This window comes from Methylomonas sp. 11b (assembly GCF_000515215.1).
Taxonomy (GTDB): Bacteria; Pseudomonadota; Gammaproteobacteria; order Methylococcales; family Methylomonadaceae; genus Methylomonas.
In genome coordinates this window covers 3663294-3680565 of the sequence record NZ_KI911557.1, presented here as the reverse complement: position 1 = coordinate 3680565, position 17272 = coordinate 3663294, and the positions used below count along the sequence as shown (strand labels likewise).

Annotated in this window: 20 protein-coding genes; 6 read left to right on the top strand and 14 right to left on the bottom strand. The window is 51.5% G+C overall.

What is annotated here, in order from left to right; genetic code table 11:
* Positions 1-97 precede the first annotated feature (97 nt).
* From METH11B_RS0117700 to METH11B_RS0117635, 14 genes are all read right to left on the bottom strand, one after another.
* Positions 98-2899 (bottom strand): glycosyltransferase, encoded by a 2802-nt coding sequence (locus METH11B_RS0117700; RefSeq protein WP_026603158.1) that lies wholly within the window; start codon positions 2897-2899, stop codon positions 98-100.
* 306 nt (positions 2900-3205) lie between these two features.
* Positions 3206-3403: a winged helix-turn-helix domain-containing protein gene (locus tag METH11B_RS0117695; RefSeq protein ID WP_020483545.1), complete on the bottom strand. Its 198-nt coding sequence runs from the start codon at positions 3401-3403 to the stop codon at positions 3206-3208.
* A 101-nt stretch (positions 3404-3504) separates the two neighbouring features.
* Positions 3505-3759, bottom strand: coding sequence for a cell division topological specificity factor MinE (minE, locus tag METH11B_RS0117690; RefSeq protein WP_020483546.1), 255 nt, complete (start codon positions 3757-3759; stop codon positions 3505-3507).
* Positions 3759-4571 (bottom strand): septum site-determining protein MinD, encoded by an 813-nt coding sequence (gene minD / locus METH11B_RS0117685; protein WP_036276137.1) that lies wholly within the window; start codon positions 4569-4571, stop codon positions 3759-3761. The genes minE and minD overlap by 1 nt, the downstream gene beginning before the upstream one ends.
* A gap of 21 nt (positions 4572-4592) precedes the next feature.
* A complete protein-coding gene (gene minC / locus METH11B_RS0117680; protein ID WP_026603156.1) occupies positions 4593-5333 on the bottom strand; it encodes a septum site-determining protein MinC in 741 nt (246 codons plus the stop codon).
* A gap of 68 nt (positions 5334-5401) precedes the next feature.
* Entirely contained in the window at positions 5402-6760 is a 1359-nt protein-coding gene (mgtE, locus tag METH11B_RS0117675) for a magnesium transporter (RefSeq protein WP_026603155.1), read from the bottom strand.
* A gap of 35 nt (positions 6761-6795) precedes the next feature.
* The gene (gene rapZ / locus METH11B_RS0117670; protein WP_026603154.1) at positions 6796-7653 is read right to left on the bottom strand and encodes an RNase adapter RapZ; all 858 of its coding nucleotides are present in this window, start codon (positions 7651-7653) and stop codon (positions 6796-6798) included.
* A gap of 56 nt (positions 7654-7709) precedes the next feature.
* The gene (hpf, locus tag METH11B_RS0117665; protein WP_020483551.1) at positions 7710-8000 is read right to left on the bottom strand and encodes a ribosome hibernation-promoting factor, HPF/YfiA family; all 291 of its coding nucleotides are present in this window, start codon (positions 7998-8000) and stop codon (positions 7710-7712) included.
* Between the two features lie 39 nt (positions 8001-8039).
* Positions 8040-9476, bottom strand: coding sequence for an RNA polymerase factor sigma-54 (locus METH11B_RS0117660; protein WP_020483552.1), 1437 nt, complete (start codon positions 9474-9476; stop codon positions 8040-8042).
* Positions 9477-9489: 13 nt separating this feature from the next.
* Complete coding sequence (gene lptB, locus METH11B_RS0117655) at positions 9490-10215, bottom strand: LPS export ABC transporter ATP-binding protein (protein WP_026603153.1); 726 nt, start codon at positions 10213-10215, stop codon at positions 9490-9492.
* The gene (gene lptA / locus METH11B_RS0117650; protein ID WP_026603152.1) at positions 10215-10715 is read right to left on the bottom strand and encodes a lipopolysaccharide transport periplasmic protein LptA; all 501 of its coding nucleotides are present in this window, start codon (positions 10713-10715) and stop codon (positions 10215-10217) included. The genes lptB and lptA overlap by 1 nt, the downstream gene beginning before the upstream one ends.
* Positions 10702-11268, bottom strand: a complete 567-nt coding sequence (lptC, locus tag METH11B_RS0117645; RefSeq protein WP_026603151.1) for an LPS export ABC transporter periplasmic protein LptC — start codon at positions 11266-11268, stop codon at positions 10702-10704. The genes lptA and lptC overlap by 14 nt, the downstream gene beginning before the upstream one ends.
* Positions 11265-11798 carry a 3-deoxy-manno-octulosonate-8-phosphatase KdsC gene (gene kdsC / locus METH11B_RS0117640; RefSeq protein WP_020483556.1) on the bottom strand — a complete coding sequence of 178 codons (534 nt, stop codon included), beginning with the start codon at positions 11796-11798 and terminating at the stop codon, positions 11265-11267. Before kdsC ends, lptC begins: the two co-directional genes overlap by 4 nt.
* Before the next feature lie 13 nt (positions 11799-11811).
* On the bottom strand, positions 11812-12786 hold the full coding sequence (locus tag METH11B_RS0117635) for a KpsF/GutQ family sugar-phosphate isomerase (protein WP_026603150.1): 975 nt from the start codon (positions 12784-12786) through the stop codon (positions 11812-11814).
* A gap of 144 nt (positions 12787-12930) precedes the next feature.
* Here METH11B_RS0117635 and METH11B_RS0117630 point away from each other — a divergent pair, with 144 nt between their 5' ends.
* The 6 genes from METH11B_RS0117630 to hisG are packed head-to-tail and all read left to right on the top strand — an operon-like array spanning position 12931 to position 17270.
* Positions 12931-13749 (top strand): ABC transporter ATP-binding protein, encoded by an 819-nt coding sequence (locus METH11B_RS0117630; protein ID WP_026603149.1) that lies wholly within the window; start codon positions 12931-12933, stop codon positions 13747-13749.
* 17 nt (positions 13750-13766) lie between these two features.
* Positions 13767-14549: a lipid asymmetry maintenance ABC transporter permease subunit MlaE gene (gene mlaE / locus METH11B_RS0117625; RefSeq protein WP_026603148.1), complete on the top strand. Its 783-nt coding sequence runs from the start codon at positions 13767-13769 to the stop codon at positions 14547-14549.
* A 1-nt stretch (position 14550) separates the two neighbouring features.
* Positions 14551-15015, top strand: a complete 465-nt coding sequence (mlaD, locus tag METH11B_RS0117620; protein ID WP_026603147.1) for an outer membrane lipid asymmetry maintenance protein MlaD — start codon at positions 14551-14553, stop codon at positions 15013-15015.
* Entirely contained in the window at positions 15015-15326 is a 312-nt protein-coding gene (locus METH11B_RS0117615; RefSeq protein WP_020483561.1) for an STAS domain-containing protein, read from the top strand. The genes mlaD and METH11B_RS0117615 overlap by 1 nt, the downstream gene beginning before the upstream one ends.
* Before the next feature lie 33 nt (positions 15327-15359).
* A complete protein-coding gene (murA, locus tag METH11B_RS0117610) occupies positions 15360-16625 on the top strand; it encodes a UDP-N-acetylglucosamine 1-carboxyvinyltransferase (protein ID WP_026603146.1) in 1266 nt (421 codons plus the stop codon).
* Between the two features lie 15 nt (positions 16626-16640).
* Complete coding sequence (gene hisG / locus METH11B_RS0117605; protein WP_026603145.1) at positions 16641-17270, top strand: ATP phosphoribosyltransferase; 630 nt, start codon at positions 16641-16643, stop codon at positions 17268-17270.
* The last annotated feature ends 2 nt before the right edge of the window (positions 17271-17272 follow it).

Sequence of the window (17272 nt, the reverse complement as noted above, 5' to 3'; positions counted from 1 at the left end):
ACATCAGGTAGCAACTGGAACCGGTCCCACCCAAAAAAACAAAAAACCCTTGCCAGCTTTAGCCGACAAGGGTTTTCAGAGACTAAGCAAGCAATACTTATTCGTCCGCGTCTAACTCATCGGCGGAGAGTTTTTTGCCTGGAAAATAGTTAGGCGCAACGCTGATCAGGATCGTCAGTAAAGTGGCGACATAAGGCACAGACTGCACCGCCAATACCGCCATCCACAGCCGGCCACTCAAGTTGTCGAAATGCTCGATGGAGCGCATCGCCAGAATACCGGCGACGAGTAAGGTCAGCAGTAACAACTCCTGCCAAATGATCAACAACCCCGCCACCAACGGCCCTTGTTGCTCGTATTTTGGCGTGCGCATGAAGGGCTTGCCGGAGGTGAACAAACCCTGCAAGGTACCGCGTGCCACAGTATGCGTCAGCGACAAACCCGCCAACGCCGCACCTAAGGCATGCAGCATCGAACAAGCCACCCGCGCTTTGTACAACCACAAACCGCGCAAAATCTTGAATGCAAACAAGCCTATGGTCGGCAACAAGAACGCGTTTACCGGCAGTTCGCTGTGAATAGGATCCGACACGATCAGCGCGGTCAATATCAAACTGGTCCCGGTAAACAACAACGCCAGCGCATCGGAAAACCAGGGCAACCAACCCGCCACAAAGTAATAACGCTGCGCGGAGGTCAGCGAAGACTTTTTGTTAGGCAAGAAATGCCGCCAATGCTTTTTGATGATCTGCATAGCGCCGTATACCCAGCGGAAACGCTGCGTCATATAACCAGAGAAGGTGTCCGGCATCAGACCGCGACCAAAAGACTCCTTGCAGTACACCGAGTCGTACCCGGCTTCGTAAAGACGCAAACCCAATTCGCTATCCTCACAGATGCACCATTCGCCCCACGGACCGACTTTGTCGAAGGCCGACTTGCGGACCATGGTCATCGTGCCATGCTGAATGATGGCGTTGAATTCGTTACGCTGCACCATGCCAATATTAAAGAAGCCGGCATACTCCCAGTAGCAAATATCCTTGAAAGTACTTTGACCGGAATCGCGATAATCCTGCGGAGACTGCACAAAGCCGACATTTTCCTGGTCGAAATACGGCACCATCGCTTTCAACCAATCCGGGCTCAAGATGTAATCGCTATCGATCACTGCGATGATTTCTGCGTCTTCGGCGGTATTGGTCAACGCATAATTGATCGCACCGGCTTTGTAACCTGGCCAATTATCCAAATGGAAGAAGCGGAATTTCGGGCCAAGGCGGTCGCAATCATCACGCACTGGTTGCCAAACTGTCGGATCCTTGGTGTTGTTATCCATCACCAATACTTCATAGTTCGGATAGTCGACCTTAGCCAACGCATTCAGGGTTTTCCGCACCATTTCCGGTGGCTCGTTATGAATCGGCAAATGGATGGACACTTTCGGATAACGAAAATCCGCCGAAGGCGTTAACGGCGTAAACGTCCGCCGGCCTTTGCGGTGCCAAATGACTTCGGCTATCTCCAGACTCTCGGTCAATAACACCAAGATTGCCATAGCCTGCATCATTAGCAAAATGGCCCAGAACACCACCGAAAAGCTGGTCTGATATTGCGCGGCCGCGATTGACGCCGACCAGAACAAGACCGATGCCGCCAAGTTGGCAACGATACCGAAGAAAAATTTGCCCGGCAGCTTCAGACTCTTACGAGTGAACAAGAAGGCCGCCATCAAGATAATACTGAGTACCGCAGCCCCACTGGCCCAGTTGCGCCAGGTCGGGTTTGCTAAGACATCGCCTTCCATCGGGAATTTCGGCTGCCGGTCGGCATTGAATAAGCCCCAATAAGCACCGGCGGTACCTTCCAGCTTGATCTTCCAAGGCTGGTCAAACGCTTCGACCACGTAATAAATCACGTTTTCCGCCGTCGCCCGGTTCAGGAATTCGCGCAAAAACTTAGCTTGATTCGCCAACGATGCGCTGGCGGCTTTTTGCGGCGGACCGTCGGACGGCCAACCCACCTCGGTGATCACGATGGTTTTGTTGGGGTACAACTGCTGCAATTCGTAATAACGCTTGAACACATATTCGACCGCATTATCGCCTTCCGCACCTTTGGGTAAATCTACCGGCACACCTTCCCAATAGGGCAGAATGTGCACAGCGATGTAATCGACTTCCGCCGCCAAGGCCGGATTGGATACCCAGATATCCCAGGTTTCAGCTGTGCTAACCGGCTTCCAGGTGCGTTTTTTTACTTCGCGAATATACTCGATCAGTTCGTTGGCTTTGCCAGCTACCTCAGCCTTAACATCCGCCTCAATTTTCAGTTGCAAATCTTGTTCGCTCATTGAGCCAGAAAATTCTTGACGAACTTTCTGCGCGATGGGGCCACTAACCTTGTTTCTGTAACGCAACAAGGATTCGTTACCAACCAGCGTGCGGACAATAGTTTTTGGATATTGATTGGTTAGATTGATCAGACTTTCGACTTCGCGCTGATTTTTATCCAGCCGCTTCTGCGTGTTCTCTAATTTTTTTTGCGGATCGTCCTCAGAGCTGTCGTCATCAACCAAATCCACCCAACACCCCATCGCCAGGTTGATTGCATTCTTGGCCGTCAACTCAGGCACAACCTCCATGCCCTCCAACGAGGTATAAGTTCTTATCGAATGGGCTTTACCGGACAACAACTCCAGATCGGATTGAATTTGCTCCCTGGTGGGAAATACGCCGTCCGCAGGATTGAAATCGCGGCTCTTGGGGTTAAAGGTCACCCCCATCATGGTATCGCTCCAGGATGGCAGTTTTAACGGGTTATTGACGTAAGACCAGATACCCAGGTTGATGACAACCAGTAGCACCAAGGTGAAAAATGTGGCAATTTTGGCTTTCATTTCGACAGAAAGACTCCGCGTTAGAGGGTTATTAGAATCAGTATTTTTATAGTTTTTTACGGCATCACGCAGCCATTCCGTCGGCAAATTAAAATGGGTTTGCTACGGTATCTGATTTCGACAGAGCGCCTGGCGCGTGTCTAAGCGGGCCACGCATTCCTGTCAGGTAACAGATTTACCAACAAAACACAGCGGCATTTAGGAACCCGCCCAAGGGCAAACCCCGGCGACGCTCATACCGGGCAAGGAGCCGGTATTGAATGCCGCCACGCTTAGCTCAACCTTAAGCAGGTTGCGGGAAAACTTTTACTTCAATGAAAGGGTTTCTACGCGGCCTTTCATTTCAATATTAAGTTTGTCTTCTTTAGCCAGCCAACCGATCGCTCGCTGTACGTCGTTCTTACCCAAGCCGGTTTCGGTTGTGACTTTATTAACGCTAGCTTCGCCATGCGTATGCAAATATTGCCAGACTGCTCCAGCTGCTTCGCCAATTGTATCCACCATTTCAACTCCTCATCATTTAAACAACAAAAAAAATCGGGGGGTTTTAGTCGTGCTATCCAGCCTCACGCGGCATAAGCCGCAGCAAAAGCCAGTCAGCACAACTAACGCTCATCAGGCAGCACAATATTAAGTTCCAGGGTTTCCTGGTTTCCATCCTGTTCAAAATTAACGGTAATGGCATCCTGCCCGACATTGACATATTTACGGATCACCGCCAACAATTCTTGTTGCAACTCGGGCAAATAGGACGGCTGATTTCTGGATGCACGCTCATGGGCGACCAGAATTTGCAATCTTTCCTTAGCCAGCGATGCCGTATTGGTTTTCGAGGATCTGAAATAATCTAAGAGACTCATCACTTGCTCCCGAATAGCTTACTGAATAAGCCCTTTTTCTCTTCCTCAATAAAACGATGTGGTTTGGTTTCGCCCAAGTAACGCGCCACGATGTCCGCATAAGCCTGACCTGCATCGCTCTGCTCGTCGAGGATGACCGGCGTACCGGAGTTTGACGCATTCAACACAGACTTGGACTCAGGGATAACGCCCAACAAATGTAACGACAAAATTTCCTGTACATCGTCAACGCTGAGCATCTCACCCAATTTCACCCGATCCGGCGAATAGCGCGACAACAACAAATATTCCTTGATCGGCTCTTCGCCATTCTCGGCGCGGCGCGATTTACTGGACAAAATACCCAGCATCCGATCCGAATCTCTGACGGACGAGACTTCCGGGTTAGTGACCACAAACGCGTCATCAGCGAAGTACATGGCAAGTGTAGCACCGCGCTCTATTCCTGCCGGCGAGTCACAAACGATGTATTTAAAGTCTTTGGACAACTCTTCCAGAATTTTGCCGACGCCTTCCGTCGTTAATGCATCTTTATCACGGGTTTGCGATGCCGGCAATATAAATAACTGGTCGCAACGCTTGTCTCTGATCAAGGCCTGATTTAAGGTGGCCTCGTTGTTGATCACATTAACCAAATCATAAACCACGCGACGCTCACAGCCCATGATTAAGTCGAGGTTACGCAGCCCCACATCGAAATCGATCACAGCGGTTTTATGTCCACGCTTCGCTAAGCCCATCGCGATAGCGGCGCTGGTTGTGGTTTTGCCCACACCACCTTTTCCCGATGTTACTACGATAATTCTGGCCAATGTTGTTCCTCCAAGAAAAGCTTAAATATCTTTGATAATCAGAGTCTGGTTATCCAGACTGATCTGTACGGGCTTGTGCGCGGGATACTTGCTCAAATCGTCGCTGAGCTGGTAAATGCCGGCTATCGAAATCAATTCGGCTTGCAAATCCGAACAAAAAATACGGCTGTTGACGTTACCCAGCACACCGGCTAACGCTCGTCCACGTAAGGAGCCGTAAATATGAATATTACCTTCCGCCATGATTTCCGCGCCGGCACTAACGGTTGCGGTGACGATCAAGTCGCCTTTGGCATAAACCCGCTGACCCGAGCGTATCGGCTGGGTGACTAACTTATTTTCTATTGATTGACTAGCTTGCTTTTGCTCTTCCGGCGCGGGTGTCGGCAACGTTTTTGCCGGCGCTTTGTTGACCAGGGGCGCATTGCTGCCGTGCAGGGAATGCTGAGGCAAATTCATAGCCAAGGCGTCGCCGTTCTGTTGTTCGTTGCCGCCGCGCAGCCCTATCGGCATGAAGCCGTGCTGACGGACGATAGCAACTATTTCGGTGAAATCAATTGGCAGGTTTTGCGCGTTAAGTTTTTGCAGATCGATCAGCAATGGCGAGTTTTTAAAAAACTCGGGGGCCTGAACCACCTTTTCCTTGAGCTGTTGATCGATCAGAGAGATATCGTTACTGGCTAACAGCAACACCGGCACCGTCAGAGACGTGCTTTTAAACTCCAAAGCTGTTTTTTGCGAAGTAGGTGCGCCGGTTGACATCGAGTTTGGAAAATCCGCTACTGAATGTCCGAAATACTATCATTTTCCGTGACAAAAAGCACAGTTCCTTACAGTAAAAACAAGGTTGCCAAACCCAAAAATGCCATGAATCCAACCACATCGGTAACGGTGGTCAGTAACACACCGCCAGCCAGAGCAGGATCCACACCGATCTTGTCCAACAACACCGGAATCGCCACGCCGGATAAAGCTGCGCATACCAAATTGATCAACATCGCCACACCAAGTAGCATACCGATATGCGGATTATGGAACCACAACCCGGCCACTACCGCCACCACAACAGCCCATACCAAACCGTTTAACAGGCCCACGGAGACCTCTTTAAACAAAAGACTCACAGCATTACTGGTGGTGACCTGCCGCAAGGCTAAACCTCTGACAACCAGTGTCAACGTCTGACTACCGGCGATACCGCCCATACTGGCAACAATCGGCATTAATACCGCCAGAGCGACGATTTGCTGAATGGTAGCCTCAAACAAATCGATGACCGAAGCCGCCAGGAACGCGGTAAGCAAATTCACGCCCAACCAGAGCGCACGGCGCTTCGCACTACTAAACACCGGCGCAAACATGTCCTGCTCTTCGCTTAAGCCGGCCATACTCATTAAAGAGTGATTGGCTTCCTCACGAATCAAACCCACGACATCGTCGATAGTGATACGCCCCAATACCTTGCCGTCATCCGCCAAAACCGGCGCGGACAACAATTTCCGCCGTTCGAACAATCCAGCGACGTCGCGGCTGGGCATGCTGTAAGGAATGCCGGAACTACGGGCATCCATAATCGACTCAACCTTGGTGTGCGGATCATGGGTCAACAATTGATTAATCGGCAACAAGCCCTGAAACTGCTCTTTGCGGTCCACCACGATTAGACTGTCTGTAGCGGTCGGCATATTCCCGCGCAAGCGTAAATAACGCGTCACCACATCCAGCGTCACATCGGCGCGAATGGTCAATACATCGTCGGACATCAAGCCGCCAGCAGTATGCTCGTCGTAGCTAAGCGCCTTTTCGATGCGATTGCGGTTATGTACGCCGATCGATTCCATCACTTGCGACAGCAACGGCTCGGGCAATACATGCAGCAAATCGACCATGCCGTCAGCACCCATGGATTCGGTAGCAGCTATCAAATCCTTTCTATCGGTGATTTTCAGCAAGCTGCTGCCCACTTCGACATTTATTTCAACCAGAATTTCGCCGATCACGCTGGGCGGCATCACTGCCCACAGCTTGGCGCGCAGTTCCGGCTCCAACGACTCGAGAATATGCGCCGCTTCCGCCGGGTATAAGGAACGCACTAAGTTCCTAATCTCGATCAGAGAGTCTTTTGCCAGCACTTCGATGGCGCGATCTAAAAGATGCTCGGTATTTTCAAGCTTTGCTGCTGATGTCATGGGTAAAAACCAAGAAATTGGGCTGGATAGTTGCGTTAACGCAATTCCCGATGCCTGACGATAACGTTAGGAGTAATAGTTTGAAAGTGCTTACTTAATGCCTCAACCAAGTAAACCGAACGATGTTGACCGCCGGTACAACCGATCGCTATGGTTAAATAACTGCGATTATCCGACTCGAAGCGCGGCGCCCAGCGACCGATGAAATAACCTATGTCATGCAGAAACTCTTTGACGATCACTTCGTTCTGCAAAAAATCGATGACCTCGGTGTGTTTGCCGGTCAATCCTCGCAACTCCGGCGCCCAATAGGGATTGGGCAAACTGCGGGCATCGAACACAAAGTCGGCATCCAACGGAATACCGTATTTAAAACCGAAAGACTGAAACAAAATCGACAAAGAACTTTTGCCCTTTTCACCCAAACGGTTTTTCAGTAAATCCCGTAACTGATGATAGTGGGTGTAACTGGTATCGATGACTATGTCGGCACGCGTCGCCACCGGCCGCAGCATTTCCCGTTCGATTTCCAGAGCCTCACGCAGCGGCCGGCTTTCGGTCGTCAACGGATGGCGGCGGCGCGTTTCGCTGTAACGCTTCAGAATAATATTCTCGTCCGCTTCCATATAAACCAATTCGCAATCGATGCCTTTGTTGCGAATAAAACTCAAACTATCCGGAAAATCCGCCAACTTCTGGTTACGGTTTCTGGCATCGATACCGATAGCGGTTTTACTGTAGGTCGCCGGATCTTTCAGCATCACATGATCGACAAAATCGTCGAGCAAGGTCACGGGAAGATTGTCGATACAGTAATAGCCGCAATCTTCCAACGTATCTAGGGCAATACTCTTACCCGATCCCGATAAGCCGCTAACAATGACTAGTTTCATATCCAAACCGATACAGAGCAAATTACCTTATCCACTCTGTACCGCTCGACCTCAACTTAACGATGGTTCTGATTTTTTTCTTTATGTTTGACGATTTGTCTATCGAGTTTGTCGACCATATTGTCGATAGCCGCGTACATATCTTCTTGTACATCTTCGGCATACAGTTTGGCACCGCTGATTTGCACGGCTGCTTCGGCTTTTTGCTCAAGCTTCTCAACGGTCAAAATGACGTGAACATCAACGACATTGTCGAAATGACGTTTGATTTTGCTAATTTTTTCATCCACGTAGGCTTTTAATGCTTCGGTGACTTCTACGTGATGACCTGTGATACTGACTTGCATGGAATACTCCTGTTTTTAAAAATTATTCTTCCAGATTGATCAAATGTGCCTTTTCCGCTGGCTGGTTGAAGGAATGGACATCGCTTCCCGATATTTGGCAATGGTGCGGCGCGCGACATTAATGCCCTTCTCATTCAATAAGTCCGATATTTTACTATCGCTCAATGGCTTGGCCGGGTTTTCACTGCCGACCAACTCTTTTATCAGCGCCCGAATCGCGGTCGCCGAACACTCTCCCCCGCCATCGGTACTGACATGGCTGGAGAAAAAATATTTAAACTCGATCACACCGTGCGGGGTGTGCATGTATTTTTGCGTGGTGACCCGAGAGATCGTCGATTCGTGCAATTCCAATTCCTCGGCAATATCGCGCAAGACCATCGGCTTCATCGCAATCGCGCCGTGCTCGAAAAAATCGCCTTGTTTTTCGACAATGCTTCTCGCCACACGCAACAAGGTGTCGTTACGACTATGCAGGCTTTTAATAAACCAACGCGCTTCCTGCAGATGGTTTTTCATGCTGACATTGTCATGGCTATTGTCGGCACGTTTGATCATCCCGGAATAAAAAGGATTGACGCGCAATTTGGGCGCTATCTCCGGGTTTAGATTAACCTGCCACTGCCCATTCACTTTGGCAACAAACACATCCGGCACCACATATTCGACGTCCGAATCCTGCAAGCGTGCGCCAGGTTTGGGGTCCAGGGTTCGAATCAGCGCCAGCACGCCTTTCATCACGTCCTCAGTCAAGCCAACCCGTTTCATCAACCGGGCTTGGTCGCAACTGGCCAACAAATCCAAATGCCTATGCACGAACTCCAAAGCTTCCGACCGATAAGGCGTCGTAACCGGCAATTGCTGTAGCTGTAAGCCCAGACAATCGGCCAAATCCAGCGCAGCCACACCGACGGGGTCAAAGTTTTGCACCATATGCAGCACAGCCAAAACCTCATCCATTTCCAAGCCTTCCAGTTGATCCTGCAAGCCCTGAAAAATATCAGTCAATTCGCTAGTCACATAACCATCGTCATTGACGGCGTCGATGATAGCCGTGGCAATTGCATAATCGCGGTCCGAGATCGGAATCAGTTCCAACTGCCAGACCAGATGATCGCGTAAAGACTCTGACTTACCGCGAAAGGCCTCAAACTCCGGACTATCGCCCTCATCGCCGCCGCTGGGCAACGAACTTTCGTAAACGTCGTCCCAACTGACATCGACCGGTAACTCATCCGGCATATCCGTTTGCGAGCCCTCGCTGGTCTGCTGATCGGTGTTTTCCAGCTTTTTGTCCCTGAACTCGAGATTCGGCAGCTCCTCTTCATCGATCTCCAACATCATGTTGGATTCCAGGGCTTGCTGGATTTCCTGTTGTAAATCCAAAGTCGACATTTGCAACAGCTTGATGGCCTGCTGCAATTGCGGCGTCATGGTCAGACTCTGACCGATACGGAGTTGTAGAGATTGCTTCATGACTATTCGAATTTCATAAACTAAATTTCTCGCCCAGATACACTCTACGCACCTCTTCGTTATCCACCAACTGGCGCGACTGGCCTTCGGCGATAACCTTCCCATTGTTCAAAATATAAGCGCGATCACAAATCTCCAATGTCTCCCTCACTTTGTGCTCGGTAATCAAAATACCGATACCACGGTGCTTCAAGTGAGCAATGATTTTTTGCAGCTCCAGCACTGAAATCGGATCGACCCCGGCAAACGGCTCGTCCAGCAGGATAAACTGCGGCTCGCTCGCTAGCGCCCTGGCAATTTCCACCCGGCGCCGTTCGCCGCCTGACAAACCCAGCGCCACCTGATTCCGCAAGTGGTTGATATTAAACTCTGTCAGTAACTCGTCAATCAACAACTCGATTTGCCCATCGGTCAAATCGGCCCGAATCTGCAATACCGCGCGTAAATTGTCGGCCACACTCAACTTACGGAACACCGAAGCCTCTTGCGCCAGATAACCTATTCCCAAGCGCGCCCGCCGGTGCATCGGATGATGCGTGATGCGCTGCTCGTCGAGAAAAATCTCGCCGCTATCGGCTTTGACCAAACCCACCATCATGTAAAAGCTGGTGGTTTTGCCGGCTCCGTTCGGGCCCAGCAAACCTACTACTTCCCCGGTGTCCACCCGCAGGCTGACCCCATCGACCACATTTCGGTTGTTGTAGCGTTTAAACAGCTGTTCCGCAACCAATCGCGCCATTATTGCGCCTGCTTGGGCTTAGGTTTAATAACCGAGTGCACGCGCTTGCCGTCGGATTGCGCCTCACCAGCCTTCAGCAAGGAGTTTTTGGTATCGTACTCGATATACTCACTGGATTGTTTGGCGTCACCCTGCCAGACCGAGGCATTTTTCATAAATTTCAGCAAATTCTGGTCGGGATAAAATTCGTTGATCAAACCTTCCCCGTGCATTTCTTCCTTGCCAACCGCCGGCAACTGCTTGAATCGCGACGGTTTACCGGTGGCAATCAATTTGATAATCGCGCCATCCTTCAGATAAACCACCAACTTGTCGCCATCGATTCTAATCGTCCCTTGAGTAGCAACCACATTGCCGGTATAGGTGCTGATCTGCGCCTTTTCGTCGTAAACCGCATTATCCGAGTCGATGTAGATGGGTTGCTCGGAATCCGACTCCAGACCAAACGCCACCCGTGCCGAGAATAACAGGCCTACACCGACCATTTTACTTAATTTCATAGCGACCTTTCACTTTGGACAACAATTTCAGGTGAATCGGACTAACAAAAGTCGCTTCCATTCCTACTCCCGCCGTTTTGTTGGGCGGGCTGATGATCTCCGCCCACGCCTGTGTCTCCGCATAATGGCTGGCGAGTTTCACCCGCAAATCCGATGTATTGATGGTCAGCGCCGAATTGGTTTTCGAGGCTTCCCGGTTGATATAAGCACTACCGTTGAGTTGTAAATTATCGCCGTCCGCCGCCATCACGCCGCTGTCGGCCCTGATCAGCCAAGGCATCTGGTTGGGGTTATACAAAGTCATCACCGGCTTTTCCAGATGCGTACTGCCGTCGGCTTTAAAGTGCTGCATTTTTTCCGCGGCCAATTCGCTTTTCGGCACGCCGTCAATATTCATCTCTTTCTTGAAATAACCCAAACTAAAAAAATCCGGGCTATTCTCGGCAATTTTCATTTCGGCGTCACGTTCCTCATTCAACTGCACCAGCCACCATGACAACAATGCGGCCAAGCCGACATAAATAAAAATCTGGAGATTTTTCAGTACGGTCATAAATAGGTTTGCAGCACGCCGTCAAAGCTACCTTGGACTTGCATGATTAAATCGCATACTTCCCGAACCGCGCCTAAACCGCCGGCAGTATGGGTTTGCCAATGAGCATAATTTTTTAGCACGAAATTAGCATCTTGCACCGCGACCGCGAAACCCACTTGCCGCATAACCGGCAAATCCAGAATGTCGTCGCCGATATACGCCACTTGTTCCGGCGTTAGGACCAGACGCTGCAAAATTTCCGCGAATGCCGCGCGCTTGTTCTCGTGACCTTGGTAGACGAGCTCGACCCCAAGACTCTGCATACGCAGCGCGACCGAATTGGATTTGCGGCCGGAAATCACCGCCACTTCCACACCGGTCTGCCGCAACAATTTAATACCATGCCCGTCACGCGCGTGAAAACATTTGTATTCTTTGCCGTTATCGTCGAAAAACAAACGACCGTCGGTCAGCACCCCATCCACATCCAAAATCAACAGCTTTAGCTGCTTAACAATACTCAGTAATTGGGAATTTAAATCGAACATCACTCGTCACTCTTCAGACTATGCCGGCCCGCAGCAAATCGTGCATATTCAACGCGCCCAACAATTTTTGTTGGCTGTCGACGACCAGCAGGGCATTGATTTTTTTACTTTCCATGATTTGCATGGCTTCCGCCGCCAACATATCCACATCGATCACTTTACAAGGACCGGTCATCACTTCGGCGATGCGTGTCGCATGCACATCCAGATTTTTTTCCAGCATGCGCCGCAAGTCACCGTCGGTAAATATCCCGGCGACCCGGCCTTCGCCATCGACCACTGCGGTCATGCCCAGCTTCTTGCCGGTCATTTCCAGCAATGCATCGCTCACTAAAACGCTATCAGTGACCACCGGCACTTCAGTACCGCGGTGCATGATGTCGTTAACCTGCAACAACAAGCGCTTACCCAAGCTACCGCCTGGATGCGATAAAGCAAAATCGTCACGGGTAAATCCCTTGGTTTCCAATAACGACACGGCCAACGCATCGCCCATCACCAATGCCGCGGTGGTGCTGGCAGTGGGCGCCAAACCCAACGGACAAGCCTCTTGTTCGACAGCAACATTGATGTGTACGCTGGCAAACCGGGCCAAAGCCGATTCCGGATTGCCGGTCAACGCGATCAGCGGCACGCCTAGTCGCTTAATAATAGGCAATATCGTCAGGATTTCTTCGGTTTCGCCGGAATTGGACAAAGCCAGCACCACGTCCTGCCGGGTAATCATGCCCAGATCGCCGTGACTGGCTTCTCCCGGATGCACAAAAAAAGCCGGGGTGCCGGTACTAGCCAGCGTGGCGGCAATTTTACCGGCAATATGCCCGGATTTACCCATGCCGGTGACCACCACCCGGCCTTTACAGGCCAGCAGCAAACGGCAGGCGCTAACAAATTGTTCATCGATGCGTGCAGCCAAGCCGGCAACCGCCTGCATTTCGGTCTGAATCACCGCCAACGCCAACGCCTGTATGTCTTGATCACAACCCACGCAAATTAACTCCACGCACCGAAACAAAAAGGAACCATTATTGCATGTTATTAACCGACTTTTCACCCCAAGTCATTGACTTATTCTCGGCCAGTCATAGAAAATAGCCTGCTCCCAATCCCAAAACTCTTTTGATTCCGGTAGATGGCCAATAGCGCAAGTCCTGAAGACAATATCGTTTCGATTAGTAACTTGAGCTTTTCCAGAGGCCCCAGAAAAATTTTCGACGCCGTCAGCCTGGAAATTCAGCGCGGCAAAGTCACGGCCATCATGGGCCCCAGCGGCACCGGCAAGACCACGCTATTGAAATTGATCGGTGGTCAGTTGACCCCGGATCGCGGCCAAATTCATGTGGACGGGCAAAATGTTCACCGCCTGAAAACTCGCGAACTCTACGAATTGCGCAAACGCATGGGCATGCTATTCCAAAGCGGCGCCCTGCTCACGGACATGAGCGTCTACGATAATGTGGCGTTTCCCATGCGCGAACACACCCATTTGCCGGAATCGATGATCCGCACTTTAGTATTGATGAAGCTGCACGCGGTGGGCCTACGCGGCGCGCGCCATTTAATGCCCAACGAATTATCCGGCGGCATGGCCCGACGGGTGGCTTTGGCACGTGCGATTGCTCTCGATCCGCTGATGATCATGTACGACGAACCGTTTACCGGCCAGGATCCGATTTCCAAGGGCGCACTGGTGCACTTGATCAAGTCGCTGAACACCACGCTGGGCCTGACCAGTATCATCGTCTCGCACGATGTACAAGAAACCGCTGCCATCGCCGATTACATTTATGTCTTGTCCGGCGGCAAAATCATCGGCCAGGGTACCCCACAAGAGTTACAGCAGTCCGATTCGGAGTGGGTACAACAGTTTATGCACGGCGATGCCGACGGCCCTGTACACTTTCACTATTCGGCGCCTGATTATCTCGACGACCTGCTGGCCAGCAAATAACCACCTTGTATTCATCAATGTTTCAATTTCTGCAAAATCTAGGAAAAACCACTCGCAGCAGCTTTGCCAAGCTCGGCCGTGCCTCGTTTTTTCTGAGCCACACCTTAGCCGGCATCAGTGATGTGGTGCCGCGCCCCAACTTGCTGATCAAGCAGGTGTATTCGGTCGGCGTTTTGTCATTTCTGATTATCACCATCTCCGGCCTGTTCGTCGGCATGGTTTTAGGTTTGCAAGGCTTTAACATTCTGTCGGACTTCGGCGCCGAGGAATCGCTGGGGGTCATGGTCGCGGCGTCATTGGTACGCGAACTGGGACCTGTGGTATCGGCACTTTTGTTTGCCGGCCGGGCCGGCTCTGCATTAACCGCCGAGATCGGCTTGATGAAGGCCACCGAACAACTATCAGGCATGGAAATGATGGCTGTCGATCCGATCAAGCGCATTATTTCGCCGCGCTTTTTAGCAGGTTTTTTATCGATGCCATTGCTGGCCGCCTTGTTTAGCGCCATCGGCATCATGGGCGGCCATCTGGTCGGCGTGGGCATGCTGGGCGTTGACGACGGCGCATTTTGGGCGCAGATGCAAGCCAGCATCGATTTTCAAGAAGACATCATGAACGGCATTCTGAAAAGCGTGGTGTTCGGTTTTGTGGTGTCCTGGATAGCCTTATTCGAAGGTTACGACGCGATTCCTACTTCAGAAGGCGTCAGCCGCGCCACCACTCGCACTGTGGTCAATTCGGCCTTCTCGGTTCTGGCACTCGATTTCATTTTAACCGCACTCATGTTTGGAGACATTTAACATGCAGCATTCCAAGACCCAGGATACTCTGGTCGGTTTTTTTGTCGCCAGCGGCGTTGCCGCCTTGTTTTACATGGCGTTGCAAGTCAGCAATCTCGGCAGCTACACCGGCAACGACAGTTACACCGTGATCGCCCACTTTCAAAATAGCGGCGGCCTGAAAGTTAAATCCCCGGTGTCCGTGGCCGGCGTGCGTATTGGCCGCGTTTCAGCAATTCGACTGGATAAGGACAGCCACGAATCCATCGTGGAAATGCGCATCGAATCGCAATACAACAATCTACCCAGCGATTCCGGCGTCAGTATTTATACCGCCGGCCTGCTGGGCGAACAGTACGTCAGCCTGGACCCCGGCTCGTCGGAAGAATATTTGAAGGATAAAAGCACCATCGACATCACCAGCTCGGCGATTGTGCTGGAAGAAATGATAGGCAAATTCATGCTGAACAAAGCGGAAGGCAAATAATGTCCAAGCTGACATTAACCGAACAGTCTCCCGGCCACTTTACCGTGGAAGGCAGCCTGACTTTTGCCAGCATCGACAAACAAACCTTGCAATCCTTTAAGTTTTTGAAAGGCATGGATAGCATGTGCATCGATCTGGCCAAGGTACAGACCACCGATAGCGCCGGTCTGGCCTTGATGATCGAATGGATCAGGCTCAGCCGCATGGGCCGGGTCAAGCTGTCTTTCAAGAACATCCCTGCTCAGCTGCTGGCATTAGCCAAACTCAGCGGCTTAGACGAAACCGAATATTTTGCAATCCACACGCATTAAGCTGCGTTCCAATTTACAAACCAATAAAAATCCATGGATAAATTACTGATTACCGGCGGTCAACCGCTGCACGGCGAACTGAGAATCTCCGGCGCCAAAAACGCCGCTCTGCCTATTCTCGCCGCCACCTTGTTGTCCGATGTGCCGGTCAGCGTCGGCAACATTCCGCATTTGCACGACATTACCACCACCATGGAATTGTTGGGACAAATGGGCGTGCGCCTGACCGTCGACGAAAAAATGAACATCGAAGTCGATACCAGCACCATCGATAAGTACGAAGCGCCATACGAACTGGTGAAAACCATGCGCGCCTCGATTCTGGTATTAGGACCGTTACTGGCCCGTTTCGGCGAAGCCTATGTCTCGCTGCCCGGCGGTTGCGCCATCGGCACCCGACCGGTGGATATTCACATCGACTCGCTGCTCAAAATGGGCGCCGATATTACTGTCGAAGCCGGTTATATCCACGCCAAGGTTAAGCGCTTGAAAGGCTGTCATCTGGTGCTGGATAAAGTCACCGTAACCGGCACCGAAAACATCCTGATGGCCGCCACGCTGGCCGAAGGCATCACCATCATCGAAAACGCCGCGAAAGAACCGGAAGTCACCGATCTGGCGCATTTTTTAAACAAAATGGGCGCCAAAATTACCGGCGTCGGCACCGACATACTGACCGTGGAAGGTGTGGAAAGACTGGGCGTGGAAGGTTTGCATTACGACATACTGCCAGACCGTATCGAAACCGGCACGTATTTGGTGGCCGGCGCCATCAGCCGCGGCCATGTCAAACTGAAAAACACCGACCCATCAACGCTGGACGCAGTTCTGGTGAAACTGAAAGAAGCGGGCGCCGACATTACCTGCGGTGAAAACTGGATCGAACTGAATATGCACGGCAAACGCCCGAAAGCCGTTACCGTGCGCACTGCGCCTTATCCGGCTTTCCCGACCGATATGCAGGCCCAGTTCACCGCGTTGAACTCGGTTGCCGAAGGCGTGGGCTTGATCACCGAAACCGTGTTCGAAAACCGCTTCATGCACGTCCAAGAACTGCAACGGATGGGCGCACAAATCAGGTTGGAATCCAACACCGCTATCTGCACCGGCAGTACTCAGTTAAAAGCCGCACCGGTGATGGCTACCGACTTACGGGCGTCCGCCAGCCTGGTCTTGGCAGGACTGGTTGCAGAAGGCGAAACCCTGGTGGACCGGATTTACCATATCGACCGTGGCTACGATCACATCGAAGAAAAACTGTCGCAACTGGGCGCCACCATTCGCCGCGTTCCTAACTAACTCCATTGCAAAGCCATGTTGACCATTGCCGTATCCAAAGGCCGTATTTACGAAGAAGCCCTGCCCTTCCTGGAACAGGCCGGCATCACGCCGATCGATGATCCGGACAAAAGCCGCAAACTGATTCTGCAAACCACCCGCCCCGACGTGCAGTTGGTGATCATCCGCGCCACCGATGTCCCCACCTTTGTGGAATACGGCGCGGCGGACTTGGGTATCGCCGGCAAGGACGTATTGATGGAGCATGGTGCGGAAAGTCTTTACGAGCCGTTGGATTTAGGCATCGCCGGTTGCCGCTTGATGACTGCCGGCCCGGTCAATGCCCCGGAAGTGAAAGGCCGCTTGCGGGTCGCCACCAAATACGTAAAAACCGCGCAGAGCTACTATGCCAACTTAGGCATTCAAGCCGAAATCATCAAACTTTACGGTTCGATGGAGTTGGCGCCGCTGGTCGGCTTGGCCGATTGCATCGTCGACTTGGTCGATACCGGCAACACTCTGAAAGCCAACGGCCTGGAGCCACGAGAACTAATCGCCAACATCACCTCTCGACTGGTGGTGAATAAAGCGGCGATGAAAATGAAACATCAAGCCATTCAAGCACTCATCGATCAGTTCGAAACCACGTTGGCCCAGAGGGCGTAATC

Bases quoted from the DNA above. Each gene is read 5' to 3' on its own strand.
- lptA (WP_026603152.1), bottom strand. From the start codon at position 10,715: ATGAAATTAAGTAAAATGGTCGGTGTAGGCCTGTTATTCTCGGCACGG.
- rapZ (WP_026603154.1), bottom strand. From the start codon at position 7,653: ATGAAACTAGTCATTGTTAGCGGCTTATCGGGATCGGGTAAGAGTATT.
- hpf (WP_020483551.1), bottom strand. From the start codon at position 8,000: ATGCAAGTCAGTATCACAGGTCATCACGTAGAAGTCACCGAAGCATTA.
- mlaD (WP_026603147.1), top strand. From the start codon at position 14,551: ATGCAGCATTCCAAGACCCAGGATACTCTGGTCGGTTTTTTTGTCGCC.
- mgtE (WP_026603155.1), bottom strand. From the start codon at position 6,760: ATGACATCAGCAGCAAAGCTTGAAAATACCGAGCATCTTTTAGATCGC.
- METH11B_RS0117660 (WP_020483552.1), bottom strand. From the start codon at position 9,476: ATGAAGCAATCTCTACAACTCCGTATCGGTCAGAGTCTGACCATGACG.
- lptC (WP_026603151.1), bottom strand. From the start codon at position 11,268: ATGACCGTACTGAAAAATCTCCAGATTTTTATTTATGTCGGCTTGGCC.
- METH11B_RS0117615 (WP_020483561.1), top strand. From the start codon at position 15,015: ATGTCCAAGCTGACATTAACCGAACAGTCTCCCGGCCACTTTACCGTG.
- minE (WP_020483546.1), bottom strand. From the start codon at position 3,759: ATGAGTCTCTTAGATTATTTCAGATCCTCGAAAACCAATACGGCATCG.
- METH11B_RS0117695 (WP_020483545.1), bottom strand. From the start codon at position 3,403: ATGGTGGATACAATTGGCGAAGCAGCTGGAGCAGTCTGGCAATATTTG.
- hisG (WP_026603145.1), top strand. From the start codon at position 16,641: ATGTTGACCATTGCCGTATCCAAAGGCCGTATTTACGAAGAAGCCCTG.
- METH11B_RS0117700 (WP_026603158.1), bottom strand. From the start codon at position 2,899: ATGAAAGCCAAAATTGCCACATTTTTCACCTTGGTGCTACTGGTTGTC.
- METH11B_RS0117630 (WP_026603149.1), top strand. From the start codon at position 12,931: ATGGCCAATAGCGCAAGTCCTGAAGACAATATCGTTTCGATTAGTAAC.
- kdsC (WP_020483556.1), bottom strand. From the start codon at position 11,798: ATGTTCGATTTAAATTCCCAATTACTGAGTATTGTTAAGCAGCTAAAG.
- mlaE (WP_026603148.1), top strand. From the start codon at position 13,767: ATGTTTCAATTTCTGCAAAATCTAGGAAAAACCACTCGCAGCAGCTTT.
- minC (WP_026603156.1), bottom strand. From the start codon at position 5,333: ATGTCAACCGGCGCACCTACTTCGCAAAAAACAGCTTTGGAGTTTAAA.
- murA (WP_026603146.1), top strand. From the start codon at position 15,360: ATGGATAAATTACTGATTACCGGCGGTCAACCGCTGCACGGCGAACTG.
- lptB (WP_026603153.1), bottom strand. From the start codon at position 10,215: ATGGCGCGATTGGTTGCGGAACAGCTGTTTAAACGCTACAACAACCGA.